The following is a 25,295-nucleotide window of genomic DNA, read 5'->3' as shown; positions in this document are numbered from 1 at the left end:
CGTGATCGCGTCCCGACTTGCAAGCGGGCGCTTGGCCACAGGCGCGACCTGCGCCAAGGTGCGTTCACACGATCAGGAGTTTCCGTGGCCGAACCTCGCAACCGCTATTCGATCGTCTCGCTGATCCTGCACTGGCTGATCGCGGCCCTGGTCCTGACTCAGGTCCTGCTGATCACGGCGCATGAGGCGTCGGAGGGTACGCGGACCTTCATAAGCCTGCACAAGTCGGTGGGGCTCAGCATACTGATCCTTACCTTGGGCCGGATCGCCTGGCGAGTTGCCAATCCCGCCATCGCCCTGCCGTCGCGCGTGCCGGTCTGGCAGAGGCTGGTGGCCCGGGTGACGCATGTTCTGTTCTATGTCGTGCTGATCGTCATCCCGCTGACGGGATGGGCGGCGTCCTCGGCCACGGGGCGCGACATCGCCTGGTTCGGGCTGTTCAACTGGCCCCTGTTGCCCATCAGCGGCGGACGCGAGACGGCGGGCCTGCTGATGGACATCCACGGCCTGGTGGTGAAGGGGCTGTACGTCCTGATCGCCCTGCATGTGCTGGGCGCGCTGAAGCATCACTTCATCGACCGGGACAATGTCCTGCACCGGATGATCCCGCTGATCCCGCGCCGCCCATGATCCGCGCCCTCGCTCTGTAATTCGTCATTCTGGGCCTGACCACGGGCGCGCGGAGCAGCACTGACTGGGCGGTAGAGCGAGACGCCTCACGAATCGAAATGTCCGTGCGGGCCTTTGGCGGCACCCATTCGGGCCGGTTCGAGCAATGGTCCGGAAACATCGTCTTCGATCCGGAGAATGCCACGGCCAGTCGCGCCACTGTAACGGTCCAGACAGGATCGCTGCGCATGCAGCCGTCAGCCGTGACGGCGCGAGCCAAGGGGCCGGGCTTCCTGGATGCGGCTCAATATCCCACCATTCGTTTCGCCCTGAAGTCGCTGGAGCCGCTGGGCGGGGATCGCTATACGGCGCGGGCCGATGTGACGATCAAGGGCGTGACGCGACCGCTGGCCTTTCCGGTGGACTTGCGTCTGACCGACGGTCGGGCGCATCTGACCGGCGCGTTCGTAGTGGACCGCACACAGTTCGGCATAGGGACGACGGGGCCGTGGAACAGGCTGGTGGACAGGCGGGTGACCGTGCGGGTGCAGCTTCAGGCGCGTCCAGCCTGACGTCGGCCTCGGACGCGCAAGCGGCTGACGCCCTGCGCGCGGGTCGACTGGTTATCCTGCCGACAGAGACCGTCTATGGCCTGGCCGCCGATGCCTCCAACGCCGCCGCCGTCGCCTCGATCTTCGAGGCCAAGGGCCGCCCGCGCTTCAACCCCCTGATCGCCCATGTCGCCGACGCCATGCAGGCCGAAGCCCTGGCCGTCTTCGACGACCGCGCTCGTCGCCTGGCGGAGGCCTTCTGGCCCGGACCCCTGACCCTGGTGGCTCCGGTCAGGGACACCCGTGCGGTCTGCGACCTGGCCCGTGCCGGTCTGGAAAGCATCGCCGTGCGCGTGCCCGGCCATGCGCGCGCCCGTGCCGTCATCTCGGCCTTTGGCGGGGCCGTCGTCGCGCCGTCTGCCAATCGATCCGGTCGCCCCAGCCCGACGACCTTTGCCGATGCGGTGGAAGAGACGGGGTCATCCGCCGCCGCCGCCATCGACGGCGGGCCGTGTGCCGTCGGGGTCGAAAGCACGGTGGTTTCGGTGCTGAACGGCCGCGTGGCCCTGCTGCGCCCCGGAGCCGTGACGCGTCAGGAGATCGAAGCGCTGATCGGCCCGCTGGACACGGCAGGGGAGGGGCACCGGTCCCCCGGTCGCCTGACCCTGCACTACGCTCCCGACGCCCCCGTCCGAATCGAGGCGAGGGAGCGGCAACACGGCGAAATTCTGCTCGGCTTCGGTCCCGGCGTGGGCGACCCCCGCTGGAGCCTGAGCCCGTCAGGCGATGTGCGAGAAGCTGCTGCCAAACTGTTCCGTCTGCTACGCGAAGCCGACCGCGAGAGGCCCGCAGGAATCGCTGTGTCTCACATCCCGAACGATGGATTGGGCGAAGCGATCAATGATCGGCTTAGGCGGGCGGCAGGGTTTGTAGGGTAGGGTTCAGAATCTCTCGGTGAAATGTCTTCTAAGCATTTCGAGTTCGTGGCTACGGGCCAATGTCCCACCCAATGCGCCAGCCAGCAGCATCACATAGCCGGTAGCCACCGAAATCCAGGCTAGGCTGGAACTAAGCCAGAGGCTTCCCACGCTGATAGCAATACCGATCAGCGCAACTCCGAGTAACGGATACATTTTTCTGTCGAAACGCGATATCTCTGCAGACTGGGCAGGTGAGCTTTCCGCGCGACGTGCCTTGATCCAACTCAGCATCGCGAAGAAGCCTGACCACCAGGCGAGTCCCAGACCTGCGAGTATCAGAAGCCAGAACATCCACAACGATCCAAATGGTCCGATCGCGGCGGGCAAAAGCCTCGTGAATGGTCCGCTAGCGGCGATCAACATGCCCAGGCTACCAAGCCAGATTGCGCGCTTTTCATTCTGCATCGTCATCCGGGTACTCACCAAGCTATCGACTATGACTAGCCGCGAGGTTTGCCGCAGGCGAGGTGAAATCGTGAGCTCATAAAAACCGTGCCTTGATATCCACGCTCGACCGCTCGCCCACGGCCTCGAAACAGCTTTCCAGCCACTGCTCGCCCGCCTGTCGCCCGCGGGCCTTCAGGTCGTTCAGAAAGCGCCATTCGGTGTCGAACTTGCTGGAGAGGGACAGGCTGCCCAGCCACGGGCCCGGCTCGACCGCATGCATCAGCAGCCGACGGTAGCGGTCCTTGCCGACCTGTTTCAGCGTGCCCGCCTCGATCAGCTCCTGCACGAAGGCCACGGCGCGCAGTTCGGCGACCAGCGGGGCGTTGAAGACGATCTCGTTCAGACGGTCGGCGATCTCGTCGGCGGCGCGGGGCATCTCGTCGCGGGCGAACGGGTTGAGGTTCAACATCAGGATGTCGTCCGGCGTATCCGCATAGAAGAGCGGCCACAGCGCCGGATTGGCCAGATACCCGCCGTCCCAATAGGGCTCGCCCTCGATCTCCACAGCCTGAAACAGATGCGGCAGACAGCCGGAGGCCAGCAGGACGTCGGACGTCATTTCCGGCGTTTTGAACACGCGCGAGCGTCCTTGCCGGACCGCCGTGGTCGATACGAAGAGCGCGATGTCCGAGGCCCGAACGGCCTCGAAATCCATGACCGTCTCGATGACCCGTTTCAGCGGGTTCAGGTTAAAAGGATTGAACTGATACGGGCTCATGGTCAGGGCCAGGCTTTCGCCGGCCCGCCAGGCCGCGCTCTCCTTGAGCCAGGATGGGGCACCACCGGCCGAGGCCCCGAAGACATTGCGTCCTCCCGCCTGGTTCACTTCGCGCCACAACAGGTCCAGTTGGGCCCGTGCGCCCTCGGCCCCGCCTTTCGCCAGTCCGGTAATCAGGGCCGCCGCATTCATCGCACCGGCCGAAGCGGCGGTGACGGCCCGGATGTCCAGCCGGTCATCTTCCAGCAGGCGGTCGAGCACGCCCCACTGGAACGCGCCGTGCGATCCGCCCCCTTGCAGGGCCAGGCTGATGGGACGGCGTTTCGGGGCGGACGTCTTCGGCATCGTCTCGGCCCCTTCCTCTGTGGCTACTGCGCGGTCCAGCCGCCGTCGATCGAGAAGCTGGCCCCGTTGGCCGAGGCCCCCAGGTCGCTGACCAGATACAGGAACATGCCCACGAGCTGATCGGTCGTAACGAACTGTTTGGTCGGCTGGGAGCCCAGGATGACGTTCTTCAGAACGTCTTCCTTTGACATGTTGCGAGTGCGGGCCTGGTCGTCGATCTGCTTGTCCACGATAGGCGTGTGGACGAAGCCGGGGCAGACGGCGTTGCAGGTGATGTTGTCCTGGGCCAGTTCCAGAGCAACGGTCTTGGTGAAGCCGATGACGCCATGCTTGGCAGCGACATAGGCCGACTTGAACGGGCTGGCGACCAGGCCGTGGGCGCTGGCGATATTGACGATCCGCCCGCGCCCTTGAGCCTTCATGATCGGAATAGCGGCACGCGTCGCATAGAAGGCCGAGGACAGGTTGATGGCGATGATCTGTTCCCACTTGTCAGTGGGAAAGGCCTCGACCGCCTCGACGTGCTGGATACCGGCATTGTTGACCAGGATATCGACGCGGCCCAACTGCGCTTTGGCAAAGGCGACCATGTCGGCGACCTGATCGCCGTGGGTCATGTCGGCGGGATGGTAGAGAACGCGCGCGCCCGTCTCGGCCTCCAGACCCGCCCGCGTCCGCTCGATCTGATCCGCATCGCCCAGGCCGTTCAGGACGACATTGCCGCCGCGCTGCGCCACCGCCCTGGCGATGGCCAGACCGATGCCCGAGGTCGAACCGGAGATCACGGCGACCTGGCCGCCCAGATCACCGATGTCACGCAGGCGCTGATCGGACGTGGCATTGTCGTTACGCGCGGGCTGCTGAACCATGGTCGTCTCGCAAACTGAAATCCGGGGTCAACCTAGCCGTTCGCGTTTGCGAAGGCGACACAAGGAATCAAGAATTTCCCGACCTGGTGAATATCCAGTCCATGTCGGTGGATGCGGACTTGTCAAAGCGATAGCCATCGCGGTCGAACGCCTTCAGATCCTCGGCCTTGTCGATGCGCTCATCGATGGCGAAGCGAGCCATGGAGCCGCGCGCCTTCTTGGCGAAGAAGGAGATGATGCGCGCCTCGCCGTCCTTCTGCTCCTTGAAGTGCGGGGTCACGACCGGCAGCTTCAGCGCCTTGGCATCGACCGCCCCAAAATATTCCTGACTGGCCAGATTGATCAGGGTGGGATCGGCCTGACCGTCGGCGTCGGCGTTCAGCTGTTTCGAAATCCGGTCGCCCCAGAAGTCATAGAGGCTGGACCCGCGCCGGGTCTTCAACCGTGTTCCCATTTCCAGCCGATAGGGCTGAATACGGTCCAGGGGCCGCAGCAGGCCATAGAATCCCGACAGGATGCGCAGATGATCCTGCGCCCAGGTCAAAGCCTTGGTGTCCAGTTCGCGCGCGCTCAGTCCCTCGTAGACGTCACCCGCAAAGGCAAAAGCCGCCTGGATGCCGTCTTCCGATGCGGGATCGAAGGCCTGGAACCGCTCGCGGTTCAGATCGGCCAGCTTGTCAGAGATCGACATCAGCCGCCGCAGGTCTGGCCGCGTCAGCCGCTTGGTCGTGACGGCCAGTGACGCCGTCTCCTCCGTGAACCGTCGCGTGGAGGCGGGGGCATCGGCGACTTCGGTAAAATCCAGCCGCTTGGCCGGGGACAGGACGATCAGCAAGGCGGCACTCCGACAGCGAAGGCGTGCAGATAGGCGGCTTTGGTGACGAATTGAACCGGGCGCGCGGTCACAGGCTTTCGGGGCGTCTATCGTAGAGGGCGCTCAGCACCCCCGGCAGTCGTTCCGGCAGATCCTCGGCGATCAGCCCCGGTCCGAAGCTGCACGCCGCCTCGGCATGCATCCAGGCAGCGGCGCGAGCCGCATCGAAACTGTCCATCCGCTGGGCCATCAGACCGCCGATCATTCCGGCCAGGACATCGCCGCTGCCCGCGGTGGCCAACCAGGGCGTGCCGTTGTCGTTGACCGCCAGCCGCCCATCTGGAGCCGCGACCAGCGTCTGGGCTCCCTTCAACAAAACGATGCAGCCGACCCGTTTCGCCGCCTCTCTCGCCGCTGCCTCGCGCCCCTTGTCCAGCAAGTCTGGGAACAGGCGTTTGAATTCGCCCTCGTGCGGGGTCAGGACGTCGTCGCGGTCAAGAACCTCGAATAGGTCCTGCGGCCAGCCCTCGAAAACGGTCAGGGCGTCGGCGTCCACGATCAGGGCCGCGCCCGTCGCCGCCAGGGCCCGTACATTGGCCCGTGTAGCATCTGTGATTCCGGCGGCCGGCCCGATCACCACGGCGTCCATGCCCTCCACCGCCTCGATCAGCGCCTCGACCGAGCCGAACGGGGTCAGCATGACAGCCTCAATGGCCTGAGCAATCACCGTCGTGGCATCCGGCGGGCAGAGGATGCGCACCACGCCTGCACCGATCCGCAATCCGGCGCGTGCCGCCAGCCGAGCTGCCCCCGTCTGGTGCGCCCGGCCCGACACGACGCCCAGCCGTCCGCGCTGATGTTTATGCGTATCCGGCCCCGGCCAAGGCAGGTCGAGTCGCCAGTCGGACAGGGGTGGGGAGGGCTTCATGCACCTTCTCCGTTCACGGATGACGACATGTGCGAAAATACCCTTGCGTAATTGTGCAATGCAATGTCCCTTTAGACCCCGAGCGGATAGCCATTCCAAGCCCGCACCGGGGTCGCCATGAAGAAGATCGAAGCCGTCATCAAGCCGTTCAAGCTGGACGACGTGAAGGAAGCGCTCCAGGACGCCGGCGTGCAAGGCATGACCGTTCTGGAGGCCAAGGGATATGGCCGTCAGAAGGGCCATTCAGAACTCTATCGCGGGGCCGAATACGTCATCGACTTCCTGCCCAAGATCAAGATTGAGGTCGTGGTCTCCGACGACATGGTCGCCTCGGTCGTGGATGCCATCCAGACGGCGGCCCGCACCGGCAAGATCGGCGACGGCAAGATTTTCGTGTCCGACGTACTGGACGTCATCCGCATCCGCACCGGAGAGACGGGCGCACAGGCCGTCTGACCGACACCAATCCACCCGGCCGCGCTCTCGGGCGAGGTCGTCTTCCTCCCCGACAAGACTGAAGGACCTTCAAAATGAGCGCGGCAGCCAAGATCCTCAAAGAGATCAAGGACGGCGACGTCGAATACGTCGACCTCCGCTTTACCGACACCAAGGGGAGGATGCAGCACGTCACCTTCGACATCGACCTGGTCGATGAGGAGTTCCTGGAAGAGGGGACCATGTTCGACGGCTCGTCCATCGCGGGCTGGAAGGCGATCAACGAGAGCGACATGCTGCTCAAGCCCGACCTCACGTCCTCGTGGATTGACCCATTCTATCAGCAGAAGACGCTGTTCCTGTTCTGCGACGTTCTGAACCCCGACACGGGCGAGCCCTACAATCGCGACAGCCGCTCGATGGCCAAGAAGGCCTTGGCCTATGTCCAGTCCGCAGGCGTGGGCGATACCGTCTTCTTCGGACCGGAAGCCGAGTTCTTCATCTTCGACGACGTGCGCTGGAGCACCCAGCCGCACGACACCGGCTACACCTACGATTCCATCGAACTGCCGGCCAATACCGGGGCCGAGTATTCCGAGGGCAATATGGGCCATCGCCCTGGGCCCAAGGGCGGCTACTTCCCCGTCAACCCGGTCGACAGCGCCCAGGACCTGCGCGGCGAGATGCTGGGCGTGATGCGCGACCTGGGCATGCAGCCCGAGAAGCACCACCATGAGGTGGCTCCGGCCCAGCACGAACTGGGCCTGAAGTTCAGCGACCTGCTGACCATGGCCGACCGGCTGCAGCTGTATAAGTACGTGATCCACAACGTCGCCGCCGCCTATGGCAAGTCGGCGACCTTCATGGCCAAGCCGACCTTCGGCGACAACGGTTCGGGCATGCACGTCCACCAGTCGATCTGGAAAGACGGCAAGCCGCTGTTCGCGGGCGACAAATACGCCGGCCTGTCGGACATGTGTCTGTGGTACATTGGCGGCATCATCAAACACGCCAAGGCCATCAACGCCTTCGCCAACTCGACGACCAACTCCTACAAGCGCCTTGTCCCCGGCTATGAAGCCCCGGTGAAGCTGGCCTATTCTGCCCGCAACCGTTCGGCCTCGATCCGTATTCCGTGGGTCAACTCGCCCAAGGCCAAGCGTATCGAAGCCCGCTTCCCCGATCCGATGGGCAACCCCTATCTGACGTTCGTGGCCCTGCTGATGGCGGGTCTGGACGGGATCGAGAACCGCATCGATCCGGGCGCACCAGCCGACAAGAACCTTTACGACCTGCCGCCCGAAGAACGCGGCAACATCCCCGAGGTTTGCGGCTCGCTGCGTGAGGCCCTCGAGAGCCTCGACAAGGACCGCGCCTTCCTCAAGAAGGGCGGCGTCATGGATGACGACTTCATCGACAGCTATATCGATCTGAAGATGGAAGAGGTGATGCGTCTGCAACTGCATCCGCATCCGGTCGAGTTCGACATGTACTACAGCTGCTGATCGGCTAATCAGCTTGACGAGGGAAACCCCGGATGGACCCCATCCGGGGTTTTTCGTGCGTGGACGACCTGTCGCGGGTCAGGGCGTCACATTCCTGGGGCAACAGGTTAGCGAAGCGGCGCGGCGCATGATAAGAGCCGCCCCCTCTTGCCGGGTACGGGTCCCGGCCTCGGTGTGTTGAGCTTCAGGAGTGCTTGAATGAGCAAGGTGCTGGTTATCGGAGCAGGCGGTGTCAGTTCCGTCGCGGTCCACAAGATGGCGATGAATACCGACATTTTCTCGCACATCACCCTGGCCAGCCGGACCAAGTCCAAATGCGACGCCATCGCCGGGTCGGTGAAGACCCGCTTCAACGTCGATATCGACACCGCCGCCATCGATGCCGATGACGTCGCCGCGACCACGGCCTTGATCCGGCAGGTTCAGCCTGCGCTGGTCGTCAACCTGGCGCTGCCATATCAGGACCTGGCCATCATGGACGCCTGCCTGGCCGCCGGCGTGCACTATCTCGACACCGCCAACTATGAGCCGCGCGACGAGGCCAAGTTCGAATACAAGTGGCAGTGGGCCTATCAGGAGCGGTTCGAGAAGGCCGGTCTGATGGCCCTGCTGGGCTCGGGCTTCGACCCCGGCGTTACGTCGGTGTTCGCCACATACACCAAGAAGCACCTGCTGGACCGGATCGACACGCTTGACATCCTGGACTGCAACGGCGGCGACACCGGCCTGCCGTTTGCGACCAACTTCAACCCCGAGATCAATCTGCGCGAAGTAACTGCCAACTCGCGGCACTGGGAAAACGGCCACTGGGTAGAGGGCCCGGCCCTCAGCCACAAGCAGGCCTTCGACTTCGAGGGTGTCGGTCAGAAAAATATGTACCTCATGTATCATGAGGAGCTGGAATCGCTGGCCAAATTCTATCCGGAGATCAAGCGCATCCGCTTCTGGATGACCTTCGGCGACAGCTATCTGAAGCACCTCGAGGTGCTGGAAAACATCGGCATGACCTCGATCGAGCCGATGCAGTTCCAAGGCCGCGAGATCATCCCGATCGAGTTCCTGAAGGCCCTGTTGCCCGAGCCCTCGTCGCTGGGACCCATCACCAAGGGCAAGACCAACATCGGCACCATCGCCACGGGCGAGAAGGACGGCGTCCAGAAGACCTTCTATGTGAAGAACATCTGCGATCACCAGGAAGCCTATGCCGAAACCGGCAACCAGGCCGTCAGCTATACCACGGGCGTCCCGGCCATGATCGGCGCGGCCCTGATGCTGACCGGCCAGTGGAAGGGCGCAGGCGTCTTCAATATCGAGCAACTGGATCCCGATCCTTTCATGGACATGCTGAACAAGCATGGCCTGCCCTGGACGGTCGAGGAGCTGGACGCTCCTCTGTCGTTCTGATCGCGGCCTGACCCATGGAAACCCGAGCCGGTGATCCGGGAGCCTTCGCCCGCTTCGACCTGAGCCGCGTCGCCTCGCCCGCCTTCGTGGTCGACGAGATGGCGGTGCGGCGTAACTTGGCGGTGCTGAAGGATGTGCGCGACCGGGCCGACGCCCGCGTCCTGCTGGCGCTCAAGGCCTTTTCCATGTGGTCGCTGGCCGATGTCGTCGGCGAGTATCTGGACGGAGTATGCGCGTCCGGCTTGTGGGAGGCGCGGCTGGCGCGTCAGTTCTACAAGGGCGAGCTGACCACCTATTCGCCCGCCTATACCGCGCAGGATTTGCCCGAGATCCTGCACCTGTCCGACCATGTAATCTTCAACAATCCGCAGCAGATCGCGCGCTTCGCCGGACTGATCGCGACCGCCCGCGCCGAGGGCGAAGTATTCGAGATCGGCCTGCGCCTGAACCCCGAACATTCGGAAGGGGAGGTGGCGAAGTATGACCCGGCTCAGCCCTGTTCGCGCCTGGGTTTTCCCGTTTCCCAACTGACGCCCGAGCATATGCAGGGCGTCGACGGCCTGCATATCCACGCCCTGTGCGAACAGGATTTCGAGCCCCTGGCCCGCATCTGGGCGGCGGTGGAGCCGAAGCTGGCCCCGCTGCTGGGTGGGGTGAAGTGGCTCAACCTCGGCGGCGGCCATCACGTGACCCGCGCCGATTATCAGACCGACCGGCTGGTCGATTTCCTGCGCGACATCGCCGATCGTCACCGGGTCCAGGTCTACCTCGAACCCGGCGAGGCCGTGGCCCTGGACGCTGGCATATTGATCGGAGAGGTGCTGGACACCTTCGACAACGGCATGCCCATCGCCATCACCGACCTGTCGGCCACCTGCCACATGCCCGATGTGATCGAGGCCCCGTACCGCCCGGCCATGCTGGGTGAGCCGGAGGCGGGGGTCACCGTCCGTCTGGGCGGCCCCTCCTGCCTGGCGGGCGACACCATCGGCGACTACGTCTTCACTGAGCGCCCCACGCCCGGCACCCGCATCGCCTTTTTGGATCAGGCCCACTATTCGATGGTGAAGACCACGACCTTCAACGGCGTCCCTCTGCCGGCCATTGTCCTGTGGAACAGCGACACTGACGATCTTCGGGTCGTGAAGTCCTTCGACTGGACCGAGTTCCGCGACCGTCTGTCCTGAGGCTTTACGCTGGCTAGACCGTCAGGCCCTCGGCCTCGTCCGCCTTCTTGCGGCGCAGTTCGATCAGGCGGACGCACCATATCGAGATCTCGTAGAGCAGGACCAAGGGCGTCGCGAGCATCAGCTGGCTGATCGGGTCGGGCGGAGTGACGATGGCGGCGACGACGACGACGGCGACGATGGCATAGCGGCGGCCCTCGCTCATCATCTTCGAGCTGATGATGCCTGCCATGCCCAGCAGCGTGGTCACGACCGGCAACTGGAAGCAAAGGCCGAATGCCAGCATCAGCGAGGTCACCAGGCTGAGGTATTCGGAGATTTTGGTGTTCAGCTCGACCGTGATGCCCTCGGTCACGATCTGCTGGCTCAGCGAGAACCACATGACGAAGGGCAGCATGACGAAATAGACCAGCGCCCCGCCGATCACGAACAGCACGGGTGCGATGAACAGGAAGGGCAGGAAGGCTCCCTTCTCGTTGCGGTACAGGCCGGGGGCCACGAATTTGTAGAGCTGCCATGCGAGGACCGGGAAGGCCAGAACCACGGCTCCGAAACCGGCCACCTTCATCTTGGTGAACAGCTGTTCCAGCGGGCCGGTGGCCTGCAGCACCAGATCGGTGGATGTGGTGGCAGGCAGGGGATGCAGCCCCAGCGTCACGGCGATCAGCTCGAACGGATTGGCTCCATGCCCTCCGGTCGCCGCCGCGGCAGCATGCAGGGCATAGGCGGCCTGAAACGGCTTGATCAGCCAGATCTGTATGGCTGCCGCAAAATAAAAGCAGACGAAGAAGGCCAGGATGAAGGCCACCACGCAGACGATTAGACGGCCGCGCAGCTCGATCAGATGCTGCATCAGGGGAGCGCGCGAGGCCTCGATCTCGGCTTCGTCGGTTTCGGCCCGGCTCACAGGTCCACCTTCTTGGCGCGGATGGCGCGGGACTTGCCGTCCGCGCCCTTGATCGATGCGGTCTTACTCGCGGGTTTGGCCGCAGCGGATGTTTTGGGCTTGGCAGGTGTCTCGCGGGCACGCGGTTTGGCGGTCATGGGCTGCGGCGATGCCTCCGGGTCCGGTGTGGCCAGCGGGGCCATAACAGGCGGGCTGTCGGGCCACTCGTCGGGGGCGTCCAGCATGGCGGCCGGCTCAGGCGCGGCCTCCAGCGGCTTGTTCAGGTCGGCGCGGATGTCCTTGAATGCGGCATCGGCGTCGGCCCCCAAGGCATGCATGGTGCCGCCGGTCTTCAGCGCTTCAACCTCTTTTCGAAGGTCGTCCAGCTCGGACTGCCGGGCCATGTCTTCGAAGCTGTTGCGGAACTCGTTGGCCATGCCGCGCGCCTTGGCGACCAGCTTGCCAAGCTTTCTCAGAAGCAGGGGCAAGCGCTCGGGCCCCACCACCAGCAGGGCCACGACCGCGATCACTAAATACTCGGCACCCCCGATGCCGGGGCCCAGACCACCCATCCGTCAGTTTCCTCAGCCGGATGCGGCTATCGCTTCAGGTCTTCTTTTTCGGCCTCGGTGCGCGGCAGTGCACCCGCGCGCTGCTCGTCCGACGACTTTGTTTCGTCGGTGTCTTTCAGGCCGTCGCGAAAGGCTTTCACGCCTTTTGCGGCGTCACCCATCATGGCGGACAGCTTGCCACGTCCGCCGAACAGCAGAAGGACAACGATGGCGACGATGGCCCAGTGCCAGATGCTGAATGAACCCACGGAACTTTCTCCTCGGTCGGGCGACGATGCGCCCCGTCTGAATCTTGACCCGCATATAGGCGCTTCAGTGGCGCGACGCCAAGCGAACCTGTTAGGACGCGCGAATGAGTCACGTGATCATCCACACCGACGGTGCCTGCAAGGGCAATCCTGGCCCCGGCGGCTGGGGCGCAATCCTGCAGACGGGCGGGGGGCACGAGAAGGAGCTGTGGGGCGGCGAGGCGCTGACCACCAACAACCGTATGGAGCTGATGGGGGCTATCAGCGCGCTGGAGGCCCTGACTAGGCCGTGCCGCGTCGATCTGCATACCGACAGCCGCTACGTCATGGACGGAATCACCAAATGGATCGGCCCCTGGAAGGCGCGCGGCTGGAAGACGGCCGAGAAGAAGCCGGTCAAGAATGAGGACCTGTGGAAGCGCCTTGATGCCGCCCGCGCCCGGCACGAGGTCAAGTGGCACTGGGTCAAGGGCCATGCCGGGCACGAACTTAACGAACGCGCCGACCAACTGGCCAACCGCGGGATCGATGACATGCGGGCCGGATAGGCTTAGGTCGCTCTTACTGTCAGACGCGGACCATTGACCCCCTCGACGATCACGCTGGTGCCGACCTCTGGTGAGGCACCCTCCAGATCAGCAGGCCATTCCGCGCCCGAGACAAAGACCCGGCCGCGCCCGTCGACAAAGGGCTGAATGACCTGTGCCCGCTGACCCAGCAGTCGGCTGTCGCGGCTGTTTATATCGGGCGAATCGGTCGGATTGACCCGGGTGATCAGGCGCCGCGACAGCAGGGTGAAGGCGATGGTCAGTACGGCGAAGATAAGAACCTCGATCCCGAAGCCCAGTCGAACGCCGACCGCCGTCAAAACCGCGACGACGCCCGCCGATACCGCCGGCCACAGCAGCCATTCGGTCGAGAAGGCCGCCTCGACCGCCAGCAGGATCACGCCCAGTGCCAGCCAGATCCAGAACGGACTTGCCACATAGAAGTCGACGACGGTGTCCATGACCTACTCCGTGGGCGGGACAGAGCCGCGCGGGCGCGGCGGGGCAGGGGGTGTGGCGCGGGGCGCAGATGTGCGGATGTCGCTGCGGCTCTGCTGCTGCTCCTTGGCCAGACCGACCAGTTCGCCCAGGCCAGCGATGGTGCCGACCAGGCCGGACATCTCGGCAGGCACGATGACGGTCTTGGCCGTCGGATTGCGGGCCAGTTCGGCAAAGGCCTCCACATACTTCTGGGCGACGAAGTAGTTGATGGCGTTGACGTCGCCGCGGGCGATGGCTTCGGACACCATGGCGGTCGCCTTGGCCTCGGCCTCGGCTTCGCGTTCGCGGGCCTCGGCGTCGCGGAAGGCGGCTTCGCGGCGACCTTCGGCTTCCAGGATGGCGGCCTGTTTGGCGCCCTCGGCGCGGGCGATGGCGGCCTGTTTCTCACCCTCGGCCTCGGTGATGACGGCGCGGCGTTCGCGTTCGGCCTTCATCTGACGGGCCATGGCATTGGTTATGTCGACCGGCGGGGTCAGGTCCTTGATCTCGATCCGGTTGACCTTGACGCCCCAGGGCTCGGTCGCCGCATCGATGACGGTCAGCAGGCGCGAGTTGATGTTGTCGCGCTGGAACAGCACCTCATCCAGATCCATCGAACCGACGACGGTCCGCAGGTTCGTCGAGCACAGCTGTGTGATGGCATAGTGCAGGTTTTCGACGCGGTAAGCCGCCGCGGAGGCGCTCATCACCTGGATGAAGACGATGGCGTCCACCTTGACCATGGCGTTGTCCTTGGTGATCACCTCTTGCTGAGGGACATCAAGGACTTGCTCCATCATATTCATGCGCCGCCCGACCCGCTCCACGAAGGGGGTTAGCAGGCTGATGCCAGGGGAGAGGGTGCGCGTGTATTTGCCGAAACGTTCAATGGTGAACTCGCGCCCCTGCGGCACGATCTTGACCACGCTGAACAGCAGCACAAACGCCAGTACGACCAGGAAAATCGAGAAATAGAGCATCAACAGCCTCCCCTTATGAGATCAGCCTAGCACCACCGTTCGGCGAGCGGCACCGAAACCGGACACGTCGAAGATGACAAAGCCGTAATCTTCACCGTTTCGCCGCCGCCAGCCCGATGATCCTCCTGGTCTCGGACCAATCGATCAGCGGTTCGACCTGATCCAGCGGCACGAATCGCGCCTCCAGTGCATCGTCGCCTGCCACAGGCTCGCCCGACACCCATTCAGCGGCATAGTCGATCAGTACATAGTGCAGACCTGCATCGGCGAAGAGGCCGTCCACCACGTCCATAAGGCCTGTGATCCGCGCCGTGACCCCCGTCTCCTCACTCAGTTCGCGCAAGGCCGCATCGACCGCCCGCTCTCCCGGCTCGATCCGCCCGCCGGGCAGGCTCCATTCGCCCAACCTCGGCGGTTTGCCGCGTCGGATCAGCAAGACCGCATCGCCGCGCAGGCAGACGATGCCGACGGCGGGAACGGGTGAGGCGAAGGACAATGTCATGCCTCTAGCCTAGCTTGGCCCTTCCGCCGCGCCCATGACTTTGACACAACAGGCGCATGACCTCCCCGTCACCCGAAGGCCTTGCCGCCCTGAAATCCGCCCTCGGCCCCGGCGGCTGGACCGATGACCCCGCCGATATCGCGCCCTGGCTGACCGAATGGCGCAATCGCTGGCAGGGCAATACCCCCCTGATGCTGACGCCCCGCGCTACAGAAGAGGTCGCCCGCTCCGTCCGTATCTGTGCTGAACACCGCATCGCCATCGTGCCTCAGGGGGGCGACACCGGCCTGGTCGGAGGACAGATTCCTTACGGCGAGGTGCTGCTGTCGACCCGCAAGGTGCGGGCTATCCGCGATGTTACCCCGCTGGACGATGCGATGACGGTCGAGGCGGGGGCCACCCTGCTGGAGGCGCAACAGGCCGCCACGGCCGCGGATCGCATGTTTCCGCTCAGCCTGGCAGCAGAGGGCACGGCCACCATCGGCGGCGTCATCTCGACCAATGCGGGGGGGACGGCCGTCATCCGCTATGGCGTCATGCGCGATCTGGTGCTGGGCATTGAGGCGGTCATGCCGGACGGCGAAATCTTCCACGGCCTGAAACGGCTGCGCAAGGATAACACCGGCTACGATCTGAAACAGCTGCTGATCGGGGCCGAGGGCACCTTGGGCGTCGTCACGGCCGCGACGCTGAAGCTGTTTCCGATCATGCGCAGCCGTGCGACCGCCGTGGTCGGTCTGGACAGCCCCCATGCCGCCATCGACCTGCTGGCTCGCGCCAAGTCCGAGACAGGCGGCGGGGTAGAGGCGTTCGAACTGATGAAGCGCATAGGCGTCGAATTCGCCCTGAAGCACATCCCCGACACGCGCGAACCGCTGGATAGCACCCCGCCCTGGTACGTGTTGATAGAATTGGTTTCCGGCGAGCCTGGCGGGGCCGAGGCGGGGATGGAGCGGCTGCTGACCGCCGCTTTCGAGACCGGCCTGATCACCGATGCCGCCATCGCCCAGAACGACGCCCAGCGCGCCGCCTTCTGGAAGATGCGCGAGGAGCAGTCCGCCGCCCAGAAGCCGGAGGGTGGTGGCTGGAAGCATGACGTCTCCGTCCCCGTTTCGCGTATAGCCGACTTCCTCGACGAGGCGACGGCGGCGGTCGAACGCTTCCACCCCGGAGCCCGGGTCAGCGCCTTCGGCCACGTCGGCGACGGCAATATGCACTACGATGTGCTGTGTCCGCCCGGGTCCGACCTGGCCACCTTTCTGGCGCGGTGGGAGGAGGGGTCGCGTATCGTCCACGACATCGTCGCCCGCTACGACGGCTCTATTTCCGCCGAGCATGGGCTGGGGCGTCTCAAGACGGACGAGGCCCGGCGCTACAAGTCGCCGCTGGAGATCCGCACCATGCAGGCCGTCCGCGCGGCCATCGACCCGCAGCGTATCATGAACCCGGCGGTGCTGTTCTAGCCGGGCGAAGCGCACTAGCGTCAGGGCATGAGCAGCCCCGACACGCCCATCCGCAACCGCTGGACCCTGATCGGGCCCGGCATCGTCGTGGCCGCAACCGGAGTGGGAGCGGGCGATCTGGTGGCCACCCTGATCGCCGGGTCGCGTTTCGGCTATGCGCTGCTGTGGGCCGCCATCCTGGGCACATTGCTGAAGATCGCCCTGGCCGAGGCGGTCGGGCGCTGGACCCTGGCGGGCGAGCGCACGATCTTCGATGGCTGGACCAGCCTGGGCGGCGCGTTTCGGGTGGGTGGTCTGGGCGGGACCCTGAACTGGGCGGGCATCTATTTCGGCGTCTATGTCGTCATCTGGGGCTTCGTCTACGGGGCGGCGGCCATGACGGCGACGGCCCTGCCGCTGGCGGCCCTGTTCCCGGTCCTGGACCTGAAGGTCTGGGGGATTCTCAGCGGCCTGGCGGGCCTAGCCTTCGTCTGGTTCGGCCACTACGGCCTGTTCGAAAAGGTCATGACCGCCTGCGTGGGGGTCATGTTCGTCACCGTCATCGGCCTGGCCGTCATCGTCGCGCCGGACCTGCCCGCGCTGGCCACCGGCCTGTGGCCCAGCCTGCCGCCGGGTTCGGCCTTCTATACTCTGGGCCTGATCGGCGGCGTCGGCGGCACCATCACCATGGCGGCCTATGGCTACTGGCTGAACGCAAAGGGCTGGAAGGGGCCGGGCTGGATGCGGGTCATGCGGCTGGACAACCGTGTCGGCTACGTCGTCACCGGCGTCTTCGTCGTGGCCATGCTGATCGTCGGGGCCGAACTGCTGTTCAGCGCAGGCATCGCGCTTCAGGGCGGGGAGCGTGGTCTTTTGGACCTGGACGAGGTGCTCCGCGACCGGTTCGGCCGTCCGATCTCCATCCTGTTCCTGGTCGGCTTCTGGGCGACCAGCTTCTCCAGCCTGCTCGGCGTCTGGCAGGGCGTCAGCCTGATGTTCGCCGATTTCATCGCCCATGTCCGGGGTCGGGCCGGAGACGAGGCCGTACGCGGTGACCGCAGCCGGGCCTTCCGGGGCTATGCGCTGTGGCTGACGATCCCGCCCATCGCTTTGCTGTTCATGGACCGACCCTTTGGTTTGATCGTCGCCTATGGTGTCCTGGGCAGCGTCTTCATGCCCTTCCTGGCCGGGACCCTGCTCTGGCTGCTCAACAGCGATCGCGTGCCGAGGGAATGGCGCAGTGGCTGGCTGTCCAATCTGATGCTGGCGGGGGCGACCGTTCTGTTTGCCGTCCTGGCGGGGCGGGAGCTTATCGGCCTGTTCCAGTAGCGGCTTGTCCGGCCCGGCTTGCCGCTGCGACACCTTTCGCCTAACCCGTGCGGCGTTGAATCAACGGACTGCGGATCGATCCATGACCCTCGCGCTTCTCTTTCCCGGTCAAGGCAGTCAGTCGGTTGGCATGGGTGCGTCGCTGGCCGACGCCTTCGCCAGTGCCCGCGATGTCTATGCCGAGATCGATGACGCCCTGGGCCAGAAGCTGTCAGTCCTGATGCGCGAGGGGCCGGAGGATCAGCTCACCCTGACCGAGAACGCCCAGCCCGCCCTGATGGCCGTCTCCCTGGCCGCCGCCCGCGTGCTGAAGGTCGAGTTCGGCGTGGACGTCAGCCGCGCTGCCTTCGTCGCCGGGCATTCTCTGGGTGAGTATTCCGCGCTGTGCGCCGCCGGGGCCCTGACGCTGGCTGATACGGCCCGTTTGCTGAAGCTGCGCGGCCAGGCCATGCAGCGCGCCGTGCCGGTGGGGCAGGGGGCCATGGCCTCGCTGATCGGGCCCAAGACCGATCTGGCCCTGGCCGAGGCGGCCGCCGCTGCGGGCTCCGAGGTCGGGGTCTGCGTCGTCGCCAATGACAACAACGCCGGCAACATCGTCATCTCGGGCGACAAGGCCGCCGTCGATCGCGCCATCGAAAAGGCCAAGGAACTGGGCGCCCGCGCCATCCCCCTGAATGTTTCGGCCCCCTTCCACTGCCCGCTGATGCAGCCCGCTGCAGACGAAATGGCCGAGGCTCTGGCTGATGCTCGCTTGATCGCGCCGGTCGTGCCGGATGTCGCCAATGTCACCGCCCGCCCGGAAACCGACCCCGAGGTCATCCGCCGCCTGCTGGTCGAACAGGTCACTGGCCGCGTCCGCTGGCGCGAGTCGATGGAGTGGATGGCGGGAGAGGGCGGCGTCACCCGCTTCGCCGAGATCGGCTCCGGCAAGGTCCTGACCGGAATGGCCAAACGCATTGCGCCGGACGCCGAGAGCGTGGCCCTGAATACGCCCGAAGACCTGGAAGCGTTCGCGAAGTCGCTCTGAGACATAAGGAAAAGATGATGTTCAATCTCACCGGCAAGACCGCCCTCGTCACCGGCGCCACGGGCGGCATCGGCGGGGCCATCGCCCGCGCGCTGCACGGCCAGGGGGCCACCGTCGTCCTGTCCGGCACCCGCGAGGCTGTGCTTCAGGATCTGGCCAAGGACCTGGGCGAGCGTGCTTTCGCCGCCGCCGCCAATCTGTCCGACCCTGAATCTGTCGACGGCCTGATCGCCCGCGCCGAAGAGGCCGCAGGCAGTTCGCTGGACATCCTTGTCGCAAACGCCGGCATCACCAAGGACGGCCTGCTGATGCGGATGAAGGACGAGGATTTCTCGGACGTCATCAAGGTCAATCTGGAGAGCTATTTCCGCCTGTCGCGCGCGGCCATGAAGGGGATGATGAAGCGCCGCTCGGGGCGGATCATCGGCATCACTTCGGTGGTCGGCGTCACCGGAAATCCCGGACAGACCAACTATGCCGCGTCCAAGGCCGGCATGATCGGATTCTCGAAGTCGCTGGCGCAAGAAGTGGGATCCAGGGGCATCACCGTGAACTGCATCGCGCCCGGCTTCATCGCCTCGCCGATGACCGATGTCCTGAACGATGCGCAGCGCGAGACCATCCTGAAGAACATCCCGACCGGCCGCCTGGGCACCGGCGACGAGATTGCCGCCGCCGCCGTTTATCTGTCGTCCGACGAGGCCGCCTATATCACCGGCCAGACCCTGCACGTGAACGGCGGCATGGCTATGGTGTAGAGCCAACGAGGGGTATTTCCACCCGTCCCGACTGTGCTAAACCCCGCAGACCGGTTGGCGCGATCCCTCGTTGAAGGCTTGCGCCGCCGCCCCCGCCGTCTTACGGCAGGATTTGAGACAACAGCCGCTTCGGTGGCCCCAAAAGCAGAGACCCCCATGTCCGACACCCTGGAACGCGTCCGCAAGATCGTCATCGACCACCTGGACGCCGATCCGGACAAGGTCACCGAAAAGGCCAGCTTCATCGACGACCTGGGCGCTGACTCGCTCGACAACGTCGAACTGGTCATGGCCTTCGAAGAACAATTCGACATCGAAATCCCCGACGACGCCGCCGAACACATCCAGACGGTCGGCGACGCCGTGAAGTTCATCGACGAGAAGCTGGCCGGCTGATCGTCCCCACTTTTTCGCACGGCACTGATGGCCGCCGTGACGTCCCCCTAGCGGGGGCGTCCGGCGGCCATTACTGTTTCAAGGCTTGGAATCTTTAGGGAGTCGCCACGCATGCGTCGCGTAGTCGTCACCGGCCTCGGTCTTCTCACCCCGCTGGGCTGGGGGGTAGAGCATAACTGGAAGGGCATCGTGGAGGGGCGCTCGGGCATCGGTCCGATCACCAACTTCGATACCGAAGGCTATGGCTGCACCATCGCAGGCGAGATTCCGTCGGTCGATGGACGCGGTGGGGGTGTGCCCGGCGAACCCGGCGTCTTCGATCATGAAAAGATCATGTCGCCCAAGGATCGCAAGCGGGTCGACGACTTCATCGTCTACGCCATCGCCGCCGCCGACGAAGCCCTGGCCGATGCCAACTGGAAGCCCGAAACCGATGAGGACCGCGAGCGGACCGGCGTCATGGTCGGCTCCGGCATCGGCGGCCTGGGCCCCATCGCCGACACGGCCATCATCCTGAAGGAACAGGGCCCTCGCCGGGTCAGTCCCTTCTTCATTCCTTCGGCCCTGATCAATCTGACCAGCGGCCAGATCTCGATCCGCCACGGCCTCAAGGGCCCGAATCACTCCGTCGTCACCGCCTGCGCCACAGGGGCCCATGCCATCGGCGACGCGGCACGGATGATCGCTCTGGACGACGCCGACGTCATGGTCGCGGGCGGGGCGGAAAGCTCCATCGTTCCCATCGGCATCGCGGGCTTCCTGGCCTGCAAGGCGCTGTGCACCGCCTTCAACGACACGCCCGAGAAGGCCAGCCGCCCCTATGACAAGGACCACGCCGGTTTCGTCATGGGCGAGGGGGCCGGGATCATGGTCCTGGAGGAATACGAACACGCCAAGGCCCGCGGGGCTAAGATCTATGCCGAGGTGGTCGGCTACGGCATGAGCGGCGACGCCTATCACATCACTGCTCCGTCCGAGGATGGCGAGGGTGGCCTGCGCGCCATGAAGGCGGCGCTGAAGCGGGCTGGATTGCAGCCGTCTGACCTCGATTATGTCAACGCCCACGGCACCTCGACCATGGCCGACTGGATCGAGCTGAAGGCCATCGAGCGGCTGGTCGGCGATCATGCGAAGAACCTGGCCGTCTCCTCGACCAAGTCCATGACCGGGCATCTGTTGGGGGCCGCAGGCGCGATCGAATCGATCTTCAGCGTCCTGGCCATTCGGGATCAGATCGCGCCGCCGACGATCAACCTGGACAATCCGGAGATGGAGACGCCCATCGACCTGGTCCCGCACAAGGGCAAGCCGATGAAGATCGATGTGGCCATGTCCAACAGTTTCGGCTTCGGCGGCACCAATGCCTCGGTCATCTTCAGGAAGGTCGACTAGGTGTTCGGACGATCGGTCGAGCGAGGGTCAGGGCGTCGCACCGCCCTGCTGGCAGCGGCCGGCACCTTCGGCTTCTTCGTCATCGCGGCTCTGATTGCGCTCTGGGCCGTGCTGTATGCGCCCGGTCCCTCGGCCCGGTCTGGCGAGACCACCATCGTGACCCTGTCCAGCGGCTCGGGCGTCAATGCCATCGCAGCCCAGCTCAAGGCCGAGGGCGTGATTCGCTCGACAGACCTGTTCAAGGCCGCCGTCGCCCTGAACGGCTCGGCCCGCCGCCTGCGGGCGGGGGAGTATGAGGTACCAAGTGGTGCGTCCCTGAACGCGGTCATCGGCCTGCTGGTCGACGGCAAGGTCGTGCGCCACTTCGTCACCCTGCCCGAAGGCTGGTCCTCGGCCCAGGCGGTGGACATCCTGATGAAGGAGCCGGTGCTGGTCGGAGAGGTCGAGGCGATACCGGAGGAGGGCACCCTCTGGCCCGAGACTTATGAGATTGCGCGCGGCGAGACGCGCGCCTCGGTGCTGGCCCGCATGCGCCGCGCCCACGACGAGGCGGTCGCCCGACTGTGGGCCCAGCGTAGCCCCGCCACAGTTGCCCGCACCCTGGACGAAGCCATCATCCTGGCTTCGATCGTCGAGAAGGAAACGGCCGTCGCCGCCGAGCGGCCACGCGTCGCCGGGGTCTTTACCAATCGCCTGCGTCTGGGCATGCGGCTGGAGAGCGATCCGACCATCATCTATGGCATCACCAAGGGTCGCCCCCTGGGTCGCGGCATCCGCCAGTCGGAACTTGAAGCCGCCAATCCCTGGAACACCTACCGCATAGATGGCCTGCCGCCGACGCCCATCGCCAATCCAGGCGAAGCCTCCATCGCCGCCGTTCTGAACCCCCTGCGGACTGAAGATTTGTTCTTCGTCGCCGATGGTTCGGGTGGCCACGCCTTCGCGCGCACCTATCAGGAGCATCTGGCCAATGTCGCCCGCTGGCGCGAGATCGAGCGGCGCAAGGCGGGGCTGCCGCCCGAAGCGCCTTCTGTTGCCGCTGGGCCAACTGATCCTGCTCAGGACCTGCCTCCCGGTGTCGTGGTGCCGCCCGGAGCCCAGGTGATCCGCGTGCCACAGCAGCCGACACAGCAAATGGCACCACAGCCTGTCCAATGAGGCGCGATTGGACTAGGACGGCGCCCAGTCGCAGAGTCGCCCGTCCCAAGGTTTCGAATGTCGAATGAACGCACGCCTCGCCGGGGTGTCCTCCTGATCGTCGCCAGTCCCTCGGGTGCCGGCAAGACCTCGCTATGCCGGCGCCTGATGGCCGATCACGGCGGGCTGGAGCTGTCGGTGTCGATGACCACCCGCGCCATCCGTCCGGGCGAGGTCGCGGACCGCGACTATCATTTCGTCGACGATGCCGAGTTCCAGCGCCTGATCGACGCCGATGCCTTCCTGGAGTGGGCCGACGTACACGGCGCTCGTTACGGCAGCCCCCGCGCGCCCATCGACCGCGCCCTGGCCGAGGGCCGCGACGTCCTGTTCGACATCGACTGGCAGGGTGCGCGCGACATCGCCGAGAAATGCCCCCAGGATGCCGTGCGCGTCTTCATCCTGCCGCCCAGCCTGGAAGAGTTGCGCCGCCGCCTGGTCACCCGCTCCCAGGACGCCGACGACGTCATCGAACGCCGCATCGCCAACGCCAAGGGCGAGATCGAGCATTGCGACCAGTTCGACTATGTCTTCGTCAACGACGACTTCGACCGGTCCTACGCCGAACTTGCCCACATCTACCACGCCGAACGCAGTTGCCGCGCCCGCAATCTCTGGGTCGAGAACTACCGCGATGCCCTGCTTAACGAGGCGGTCTAGAGGGCTTGTGGGGCGACTAGCGATCGGTACACTCCCTTCATCGTTCAACATTGAAAGGAGGTGGTCGAATGTCTCATTGTCTCACGCCGCACGCGGCAAGCCGTCTGAGCCTGACCTCCCCTCTGGCGGGGGCTTTCGCCTGACGACAAGCCTCGTTTGGCTGACAATGTAAGGGCCGCTCCTCGGGGGCGGCCCTTTTTTGCTGGCGTCTATTTGATCGCGGCGGCCAGCCTCAGAAACCCTGCCAAGTCGATGACCTCGGCCCGGTCTTCCGGACTGATGCCCGCTGCTTCGCATAGCGCTGCACCGCCCAGGGTTTTCAGGCTGGAGCGCAGCATCTTGCGGCGCTGTCCGAAGGCGGCGGCGGTGACGCGTTCGAGGCGCTTCAGCGTTTCGGCATCGGGCCTATCGGCGCGGGGAACCAGATGCACGACAGCCGAGGCCACCTTGGGCGGCGGCGTGAAGGCGGCGGCGGGCAGATGCATGACCAGCCGCGCCTCGGTCACGGCCTGAGAAATCACGGCCAGACGGCCATAGGCGTCGTCGCCCGGGGCGGCCACGATCCGTTCGGCGACCTCCTTCTGGAACATCAGGGTCAGGGCATGCGGCGTCCACGGCCCGGTCAGCCATTTGATCAGCAGGGGCGTCCCGACATTGTAGGGCAGGTTGGAGACCAGATGCGTCGGGCCTTCGACCAGATCGGCCTCGCGCACTTTCAGCGCATCGCCCTCGACGATCCGCAGCCGTCCGGTGCCATCGTCCAGTTCGCTGAGCAGCGGCAGGAAGCGCGGGTCTTTTTCGACCAGCACGACAGCACCCGCATCACTCTCCAGCAGCGCCCGCGTCAGCCCACCCGGACCCGGCCCTACCTCGATCACGGCACGCCCCTCAAACGGCCCGGCCAGCCGAACGATCTTGCGCGTTACATTAAGGTCCAGCAGGAAATGCTGCCCGAAGCTCTTCTTGGCCAGCAGGCCGTGGGCATCGAGGCTGTCGCGCAGGGAGGGCAGGTCGGTCATCGCGCCTGCATAACAGGTTCGGCCTGGCTTGGAACGCGTCGGTCACGCTGGCGTCACCTCGCGCAAGCAGCTAACCATCCGGCAAAACAGACACCGGGAGACGACGCCATGACAACCTCCAAGATCGCCTTCATCGGCCTGGGCAATATGGGCGGTGGCATGGCAGCCAATCAGGCCAAGGCCGGGCATGCGGTCGCGGCCTTCGATCTGTCGGAGGCGGCGCTGGAACGGGCCAGGGGAGCGGGCTGCACGCCGGTCGCATCGGTGGCCGAGGCGGTCAAGGATGCGGACATCGTCATCACCATGCTGCCCGCCGGGCCTCATGTGCTGAAGGTCTACTCCGAACAGATCATCGGGGCGGCCCCCACGTCAGCCCTGCTGCTGGACTGCTCGACCATCGACGTGGACACGGCGCGTAAGGTCGCCGGACTGGCCAAGGAGGCGGGTTATGCCTTCGCAGATGCGCCGGTGTCGGGCGGGACGATGGCGGCGGACGCGGGCACCCTGGCCTTCATGGTCGGCTGCGATGAACCCGATTTCGCTCATATCGAGGCGGCGCTGGAGCCGATGAGCCGGGCGACCTTCCGCGCCGGTGATCACGGGGCGGGGCAGGCGGCCAAGATCTGCAACAACATGATCCTGGGCATCACCATGTTGGGCACGTGCGAGGCCATCGGCCTGGCGGAAAAGCTGGGACTGGACCCGGTCAAGATGTTCGACATCGTGTCCAAATCCTCGGGCCAGAGCTGGTCGACGACCACCTACTATCCCTGGCCCGGCCCGGTGCCGACGGCACCGTCGAACCGCAACTATGACGGCGGTTTCGCCACCGCCATGATGCTGAAGGACCTGAAGCTGGCCCAGGACGCGGCGGCCAAGTCGGGAGCCTCGACACCGCTGGGGGCCCAGACCGAGGCGCTGTTCCAGATGTTTGATGGGCTGGGTTATGGCGGTCGGGACTTTTCGGCCATCCTGCAGATGCTGCGCGGCAAGCTGGATGAACTGCCGAAGCTCTGAACGCATAAACCAACCTGATAATCATTATCAATTAGAAGGTTGCGACGATT

General features: G+C 65.1%; 29 protein-coding genes. 17 read left to right on the top strand and 12 right to left on the bottom strand.

Translation table 11 applies throughout. The annotated features are described in order from the left end of the window. The first annotated feature begins 84 nt into the window (after window positions 1-84). From WC585_RS11470 to WC585_RS11460, 3 genes are all read left to right on the top strand, one after another. Entirely contained in the window at window positions 85-630 is a 546-nt protein-coding gene (locus tag WC585_RS11470; protein WP_373258111.1) for a cytochrome b, read from the top strand. A 98-nt stretch (window positions 631-728) separates the two neighbouring features. Next, complete coding sequence (locus WC585_RS11465; protein ID WP_373258110.1) at window positions 729-1,181, top strand: YceI family protein; 453 nt, start codon at window positions 729-731, stop codon at window positions 1,179-1,181. Beyond that, a complete protein-coding gene (locus WC585_RS11460) occupies window positions 1,178-2,098 on the top strand; it encodes an L-threonylcarbamoyladenylate synthase (protein ID WP_373258185.1) in 921 nt (306 codons plus the stop codon). Before WC585_RS11465 ends, WC585_RS11460 begins: the two co-directional genes overlap by 4 nt. A 3-nt stretch (window positions 2,099-2,101) precedes the next feature. Here WC585_RS11460 and WC585_RS11455 read toward each other — a convergent pair whose 3' ends face one another. The 5 genes from WC585_RS11455 to WC585_RS11435 form a co-directional block, all read right to left on the bottom strand. Then, complete coding sequence (locus tag WC585_RS11455; RefSeq protein WP_373258109.1) at window positions 2,102-2,551, bottom strand: hypothetical protein; 450 nt, start codon at window positions 2,549-2,551, stop codon at window positions 2,102-2,104. 70 nt (window positions 2,552-2,621) lie between these two features. Further along, the gene (locus WC585_RS11450; RefSeq protein WP_373258108.1) at window positions 2,622-3,650 is read right to left on the bottom strand and encodes a patatin-like phospholipase family protein; all 1,029 of its coding nucleotides are present in this window, start codon (window positions 3,648-3,650) and stop codon (window positions 2,622-2,624) included. A gap of 23 nt (window positions 3,651-3,673) precedes the next feature. Next, on the bottom strand, window positions 3,674-4,519 hold the full coding sequence (locus WC585_RS11445) for a 3-hydroxybutyrate dehydrogenase (RefSeq protein WP_373258107.1): 846 nt from the start codon (window positions 4,517-4,519) through the stop codon (window positions 3,674-3,676). A gap of 67 nt (window positions 4,520-4,586) precedes the next feature. Continuing rightward, window positions 4,587-5,354: a peroxide stress protein YaaA gene (yaaA, locus tag WC585_RS11440; RefSeq protein WP_373258106.1), complete on the bottom strand. Its 768-nt coding sequence runs from the start codon at window positions 5,352-5,354 to the stop codon at window positions 4,587-4,589. Window positions 5,355-5,421: 67 nt separating this feature from the next. Continuing rightward, window positions 5,422-6,261: an NAD(P)H-hydrate dehydratase gene (locus WC585_RS11435; RefSeq protein WP_373258105.1), complete on the bottom strand. Its 840-nt coding sequence runs from the start codon at window positions 6,259-6,261 to the stop codon at window positions 5,422-5,424. A 117-nt stretch (window positions 6,262-6,378) separates the two neighbouring features. On the opposite strand from WC585_RS11435, the gene WC585_RS11430 reads away from it, so the two are divergent. The 4 genes from WC585_RS11430 (at window position 6,379) to WC585_RS11415 (ending at window position 10,792) form a co-directional block, all read left to right on the top strand. Next, on the top strand, window positions 6,379-6,717 hold the full coding sequence (locus WC585_RS11430) for a P-II family nitrogen regulator (protein WP_373258104.1): 339 nt from the start codon (window positions 6,379-6,381) through the stop codon (window positions 6,715-6,717). Window positions 6,718-6,791: 74 nt separating this feature from the next. Continuing rightward, entirely contained in the window at window positions 6,792-8,201 is a 1,410-nt protein-coding gene (gene glnA / locus WC585_RS11425; RefSeq protein WP_373258103.1) for a type I glutamate--ammonia ligase, read from the top strand. Between the two features lie 198 nt (window positions 8,202-8,399). Next, complete coding sequence (locus WC585_RS11420; protein ID WP_373258102.1) at window positions 8,400-9,605, top strand: saccharopine dehydrogenase C-terminal domain-containing protein; 1,206 nt, start codon at window positions 8,400-8,402, stop codon at window positions 9,603-9,605. A gap of 14 nt (window positions 9,606-9,619) precedes the next feature. Further along, the gene (locus WC585_RS11415) at window positions 9,620-10,792 is read left to right on the top strand and encodes a carboxynorspermidine decarboxylase (protein ID WP_373258101.1); all 1,173 of its coding nucleotides are present in this window, start codon (window positions 9,620-9,622) and stop codon (window positions 10,790-10,792) included. Between the two features lie 13 nt (window positions 10,793-10,805). Here the strand turns inward: WC585_RS11415 and tatC are convergent, their stop codons facing one another. The 3 genes from tatC to WC585_RS11400 are packed head-to-tail and all read right to left on the bottom strand — an operon-like array spanning window position 10,806 to window position 12,498. Further along, window positions 10,806-11,699: a twin-arginine translocase subunit TatC gene (gene tatC, locus WC585_RS11410; RefSeq protein WP_373258100.1), complete on the bottom strand. Its 894-nt coding sequence runs from the start codon at window positions 11,697-11,699 to the stop codon at window positions 10,806-10,808. Then, complete coding sequence (gene tatB / locus WC585_RS11405; protein WP_373258099.1) at window positions 11,696-12,250, bottom strand: Sec-independent protein translocase protein TatB; 555 nt, start codon at window positions 12,248-12,250, stop codon at window positions 11,696-11,698. Before tatB ends, tatC begins: the two co-directional genes overlap by 4 nt. A gap of 26 nt (window positions 12,251-12,276) precedes the next feature. After that, window positions 12,277-12,498: a twin-arginine translocase TatA/TatE family subunit gene (locus tag WC585_RS11400; protein WP_373258098.1), complete on the bottom strand. Its 222-nt coding sequence runs from the start codon at window positions 12,496-12,498 to the stop codon at window positions 12,277-12,279. Window positions 12,499-12,602: 104 nt separating this feature from the next. Here WC585_RS11400 and rnhA point away from each other — a divergent pair, with 104 nt between their 5' ends. After that, window positions 12,603-13,046, top strand: a complete 444-nt coding sequence (gene rnhA / locus WC585_RS11395) for a ribonuclease HI (protein ID WP_373258097.1) — start codon at window positions 12,603-12,605, stop codon at window positions 13,044-13,046. 2 nt (window positions 13,047-13,048) lie between these two features. Here rnhA and WC585_RS11390 read toward each other — a convergent pair whose 3' ends face one another. The 3 genes from WC585_RS11390 to WC585_RS11380 form a co-directional block, all read right to left on the bottom strand. Then, entirely contained in the window at window positions 13,049-13,507 is a 459-nt protein-coding gene (locus tag WC585_RS11390; RefSeq protein WP_373258096.1) for an NfeD family protein, read from the bottom strand. Between the two features lie 3 nt (window positions 13,508-13,510). Further along, on the bottom strand, window positions 13,511-14,506 hold the full coding sequence (locus tag WC585_RS11385) for an SPFH domain-containing protein (RefSeq protein WP_373258095.1): 996 nt from the start codon (window positions 14,504-14,506) through the stop codon (window positions 13,511-13,513). A 91-nt stretch (window positions 14,507-14,597) separates the two neighbouring features. Further along, complete coding sequence (locus tag WC585_RS11380) at window positions 14,598-15,008, bottom strand: NUDIX hydrolase (protein WP_373258094.1); 411 nt, start codon at window positions 15,006-15,008, stop codon at window positions 14,598-14,600. 56 nt (window positions 15,009-15,064) lie between these two features. Between WC585_RS11380 and WC585_RS11375 the strand changes: the two genes are divergently transcribed. From WC585_RS11375 to gmk, 8 genes are all read left to right on the top strand, one after another. Continuing rightward, window positions 15,065-16,471 (top strand): FAD-binding oxidoreductase, encoded by a 1,407-nt coding sequence (locus WC585_RS11375; RefSeq protein ID WP_373258093.1) that lies wholly within the window; start codon window positions 15,065-15,067, stop codon window positions 16,469-16,471. Window positions 16,472-16,498: 27 nt separating this feature from the next. Then, window positions 16,499-17,779, top strand: a complete 1,281-nt coding sequence (locus WC585_RS11370) for an Nramp family divalent metal transporter (protein WP_373258092.1) — start codon at window positions 16,499-16,501, stop codon at window positions 17,777-17,779. An 82-nt stretch (window positions 17,780-17,861) separates the two neighbouring features. Continuing rightward, window positions 17,862-18,806: an ACP S-malonyltransferase gene (gene fabD / locus WC585_RS11365; protein WP_373258091.1), complete on the top strand. Its 945-nt coding sequence runs from the start codon at window positions 17,862-17,864 to the stop codon at window positions 18,804-18,806. 17 nt (window positions 18,807-18,823) lie between these two features. Continuing rightward, window positions 18,824-19,564 carry a 3-oxoacyl-[acyl-carrier-protein] reductase gene (gene fabG / locus WC585_RS11360; RefSeq protein WP_373258184.1) on the top strand — a complete coding sequence of 247 codons (741 nt, stop codon included), beginning with the start codon at window positions 18,824-18,826 and terminating at the stop codon, window positions 19,562-19,564. Between the two features lie 156 nt (window positions 19,565-19,720). After that, complete coding sequence (locus WC585_RS11355; protein ID WP_292169615.1) at window positions 19,721-19,960, top strand: acyl carrier protein; 240 nt, start codon at window positions 19,721-19,723, stop codon at window positions 19,958-19,960. 111 nt (window positions 19,961-20,071) lie between these two features. Then, entirely contained in the window at window positions 20,072-21,352 is a 1,281-nt protein-coding gene (fabF, locus tag WC585_RS11350; protein ID WP_373258090.1) for a beta-ketoacyl-ACP synthase II, read from the top strand. Further along, window positions 21,353-22,510, top strand: a complete 1,158-nt coding sequence (gene mltG / locus WC585_RS11345) for an endolytic transglycosylase MltG (protein WP_373258089.1) — start codon at window positions 21,353-21,355, stop codon at window positions 22,508-22,510. Between the two features lie 57 nt (window positions 22,511-22,567). Beyond that, window positions 22,568-23,209, top strand: a complete 642-nt coding sequence (gmk, locus tag WC585_RS11340) for a guanylate kinase (protein ID WP_373258088.1) — start codon at window positions 22,568-22,570, stop codon at window positions 23,207-23,209. Window positions 23,210-23,418: 209 nt separating this feature from the next. Here gmk and rsmA read toward each other — a convergent pair whose 3' ends face one another. After that, window positions 23,419-24,228, bottom strand: coding sequence for a 16S rRNA (adenine(1518)-N(6)/adenine(1519)-N(6))-dimethyltransferase RsmA (rsmA, locus tag WC585_RS11335; RefSeq protein WP_373258087.1), 810 nt, complete (start codon window positions 24,226-24,228; stop codon window positions 23,419-23,421). On the opposite strand from rsmA, the gene mmsB reads away from it, so the two are divergent. Further along, window positions 24,154-25,245, top strand: coding sequence for a 3-hydroxyisobutyrate dehydrogenase (gene mmsB, locus WC585_RS11330; protein WP_373258086.1), 1,092 nt, complete (start codon window positions 24,154-24,156; stop codon window positions 25,243-25,245). The two genes, rsmA and mmsB, sit on opposite strands and share 75 nt — an antisense overlap. Window positions 25,246-25,295 lie beyond the last annotated feature (50 nt).

It is taken from the genome of Brevundimonas sp., from assembly GCF_041648055.1.
In the GTDB taxonomy this organism is placed as follows: domain Bacteria; phylum Pseudomonadota; class Alphaproteobacteria; order Caulobacterales; family Caulobacteraceae; genus Brevundimonas.
This window is presented reverse-complemented; position numbering and strand designations above follow the sequence as displayed.

What these genes read in the sequence shown, in the direction of transcription:
- rnhA (WP_373258097.1), top strand. Translation starts at nt 12,603, where the DNA reads ATGAGTCACGTGATCATCCACACCGACGGTGCCTGCAAGGGCAATCCT.
- WC585_RS11420 (WP_373258102.1), top strand. Translation starts at nt 8,400, where the DNA reads ATGAGCAAGGTGCTGGTTATCGGAGCAGGCGGTGTCAGTTCCGTCGCG.
- WC585_RS11435 (WP_373258105.1), bottom strand. Translation starts at nt 6,261, where the DNA reads ATGAAGCCCTCCCCACCCCTGTCCGACTGGCGACTCGACCTGCCTTGG.
- WC585_RS11385 (WP_373258095.1), bottom strand. Translation starts at nt 14,506, where the DNA reads ATGCTCTATTTCTCGATTTTCCTGGTCGTACTGGCGTTTGTGCTGCTG.
- gmk (WP_373258088.1), top strand. Translation starts at nt 22,568, where the DNA reads ATGTCGAATGAACGCACGCCTCGCCGGGGTGTCCTCCTGATCGTCGCC.
- WC585_RS11465 (WP_373258110.1), top strand. Translation starts at nt 729, where the DNA reads ATGTCCGTGCGGGCCTTTGGCGGCACCCATTCGGGCCGGTTCGAGCAA.
- mmsB (WP_373258086.1), top strand. Translation starts at nt 24,154, where the DNA reads ATGCTGCCCGAAGCTCTTCTTGGCCAGCAGGCCGTGGGCATCGAGGCT.
- WC585_RS11450 (WP_373258108.1), bottom strand. Translation starts at nt 3,650, where the DNA reads ATGCCGAAGACGTCCGCCCCGAAACGCCGTCCCATCAGCCTGGCCCTG.
- fabF (WP_373258090.1), top strand. Translation starts at nt 20,072, where the DNA reads ATGCGTCGCGTAGTCGTCACCGGCCTCGGTCTTCTCACCCCGCTGGGC.
- WC585_RS11390 (WP_373258096.1), bottom strand. Translation starts at nt 13,507, where the DNA reads ATGGACACCGTCGTCGACTTCTATGTGGCAAGTCCGTTCTGGATCTGG.
- tatB (WP_373258099.1), bottom strand. Translation starts at nt 12,250, where the DNA reads ATGGGTGGTCTGGGCCCCGGCATCGGGGGTGCCGAGTATTTAGTGATC.
- WC585_RS11375 (WP_373258093.1), top strand. Translation starts at nt 15,065, where the DNA reads ATGACCTCCCCGTCACCCGAAGGCCTTGCCGCCCTGAAATCCGCCCTC.
- WC585_RS11370 (WP_373258092.1), top strand. Translation starts at nt 16,499, where the DNA reads ATGAGCAGCCCCGACACGCCCATCCGCAACCGCTGGACCCTGATCGGG.
- WC585_RS11380 (WP_373258094.1), bottom strand. Translation starts at nt 15,008, where the DNA reads ATGACATTGTCCTTCGCCTCACCCGTTCCCGCCGTCGGCATCGTCTGC.
- WC585_RS11430 (WP_373258104.1), top strand. Translation starts at nt 6,379, where the DNA reads ATGAAGAAGATCGAAGCCGTCATCAAGCCGTTCAAGCTGGACGACGTG.
- WC585_RS11455 (WP_373258109.1), bottom strand. Translation starts at nt 2,551, where the DNA reads ATGACGATGCAGAATGAAAAGCGCGCAATCTGGCTTGGTAGCCTGGGC.
- glnA (WP_373258103.1), top strand. Translation starts at nt 6,792, where the DNA reads ATGAGCGCGGCAGCCAAGATCCTCAAAGAGATCAAGGACGGCGACGTC.
- WC585_RS11445 (WP_373258107.1), bottom strand. Translation starts at nt 4,519, where the DNA reads ATGGTTCAGCAGCCCGCGCGTAACGACAATGCCACGTCCGATCAGCGC.
- fabD (WP_373258091.1), top strand. Translation starts at nt 17,862, where the DNA reads ATGACCCTCGCGCTTCTCTTTCCCGGTCAAGGCAGTCAGTCGGTTGGC.
- rsmA (WP_373258087.1), bottom strand. Translation starts at nt 24,228, where the DNA reads ATGACCGACCTGCCCTCCCTGCGCGACAGCCTCGATGCCCACGGCCTG.
- WC585_RS11355 (WP_292169615.1), top strand. Translation starts at nt 19,721, where the DNA reads ATGTCCGACACCCTGGAACGCGTCCGCAAGATCGTCATCGACCACCTG.
- WC585_RS11415 (WP_373258101.1), top strand. Translation starts at nt 9,620, where the DNA reads ATGGAAACCCGAGCCGGTGATCCGGGAGCCTTCGCCCGCTTCGACCTG.
- fabG (WP_373258184.1), top strand. Translation starts at nt 18,824, where the DNA reads ATGTTCAATCTCACCGGCAAGACCGCCCTCGTCACCGGCGCCACGGGC.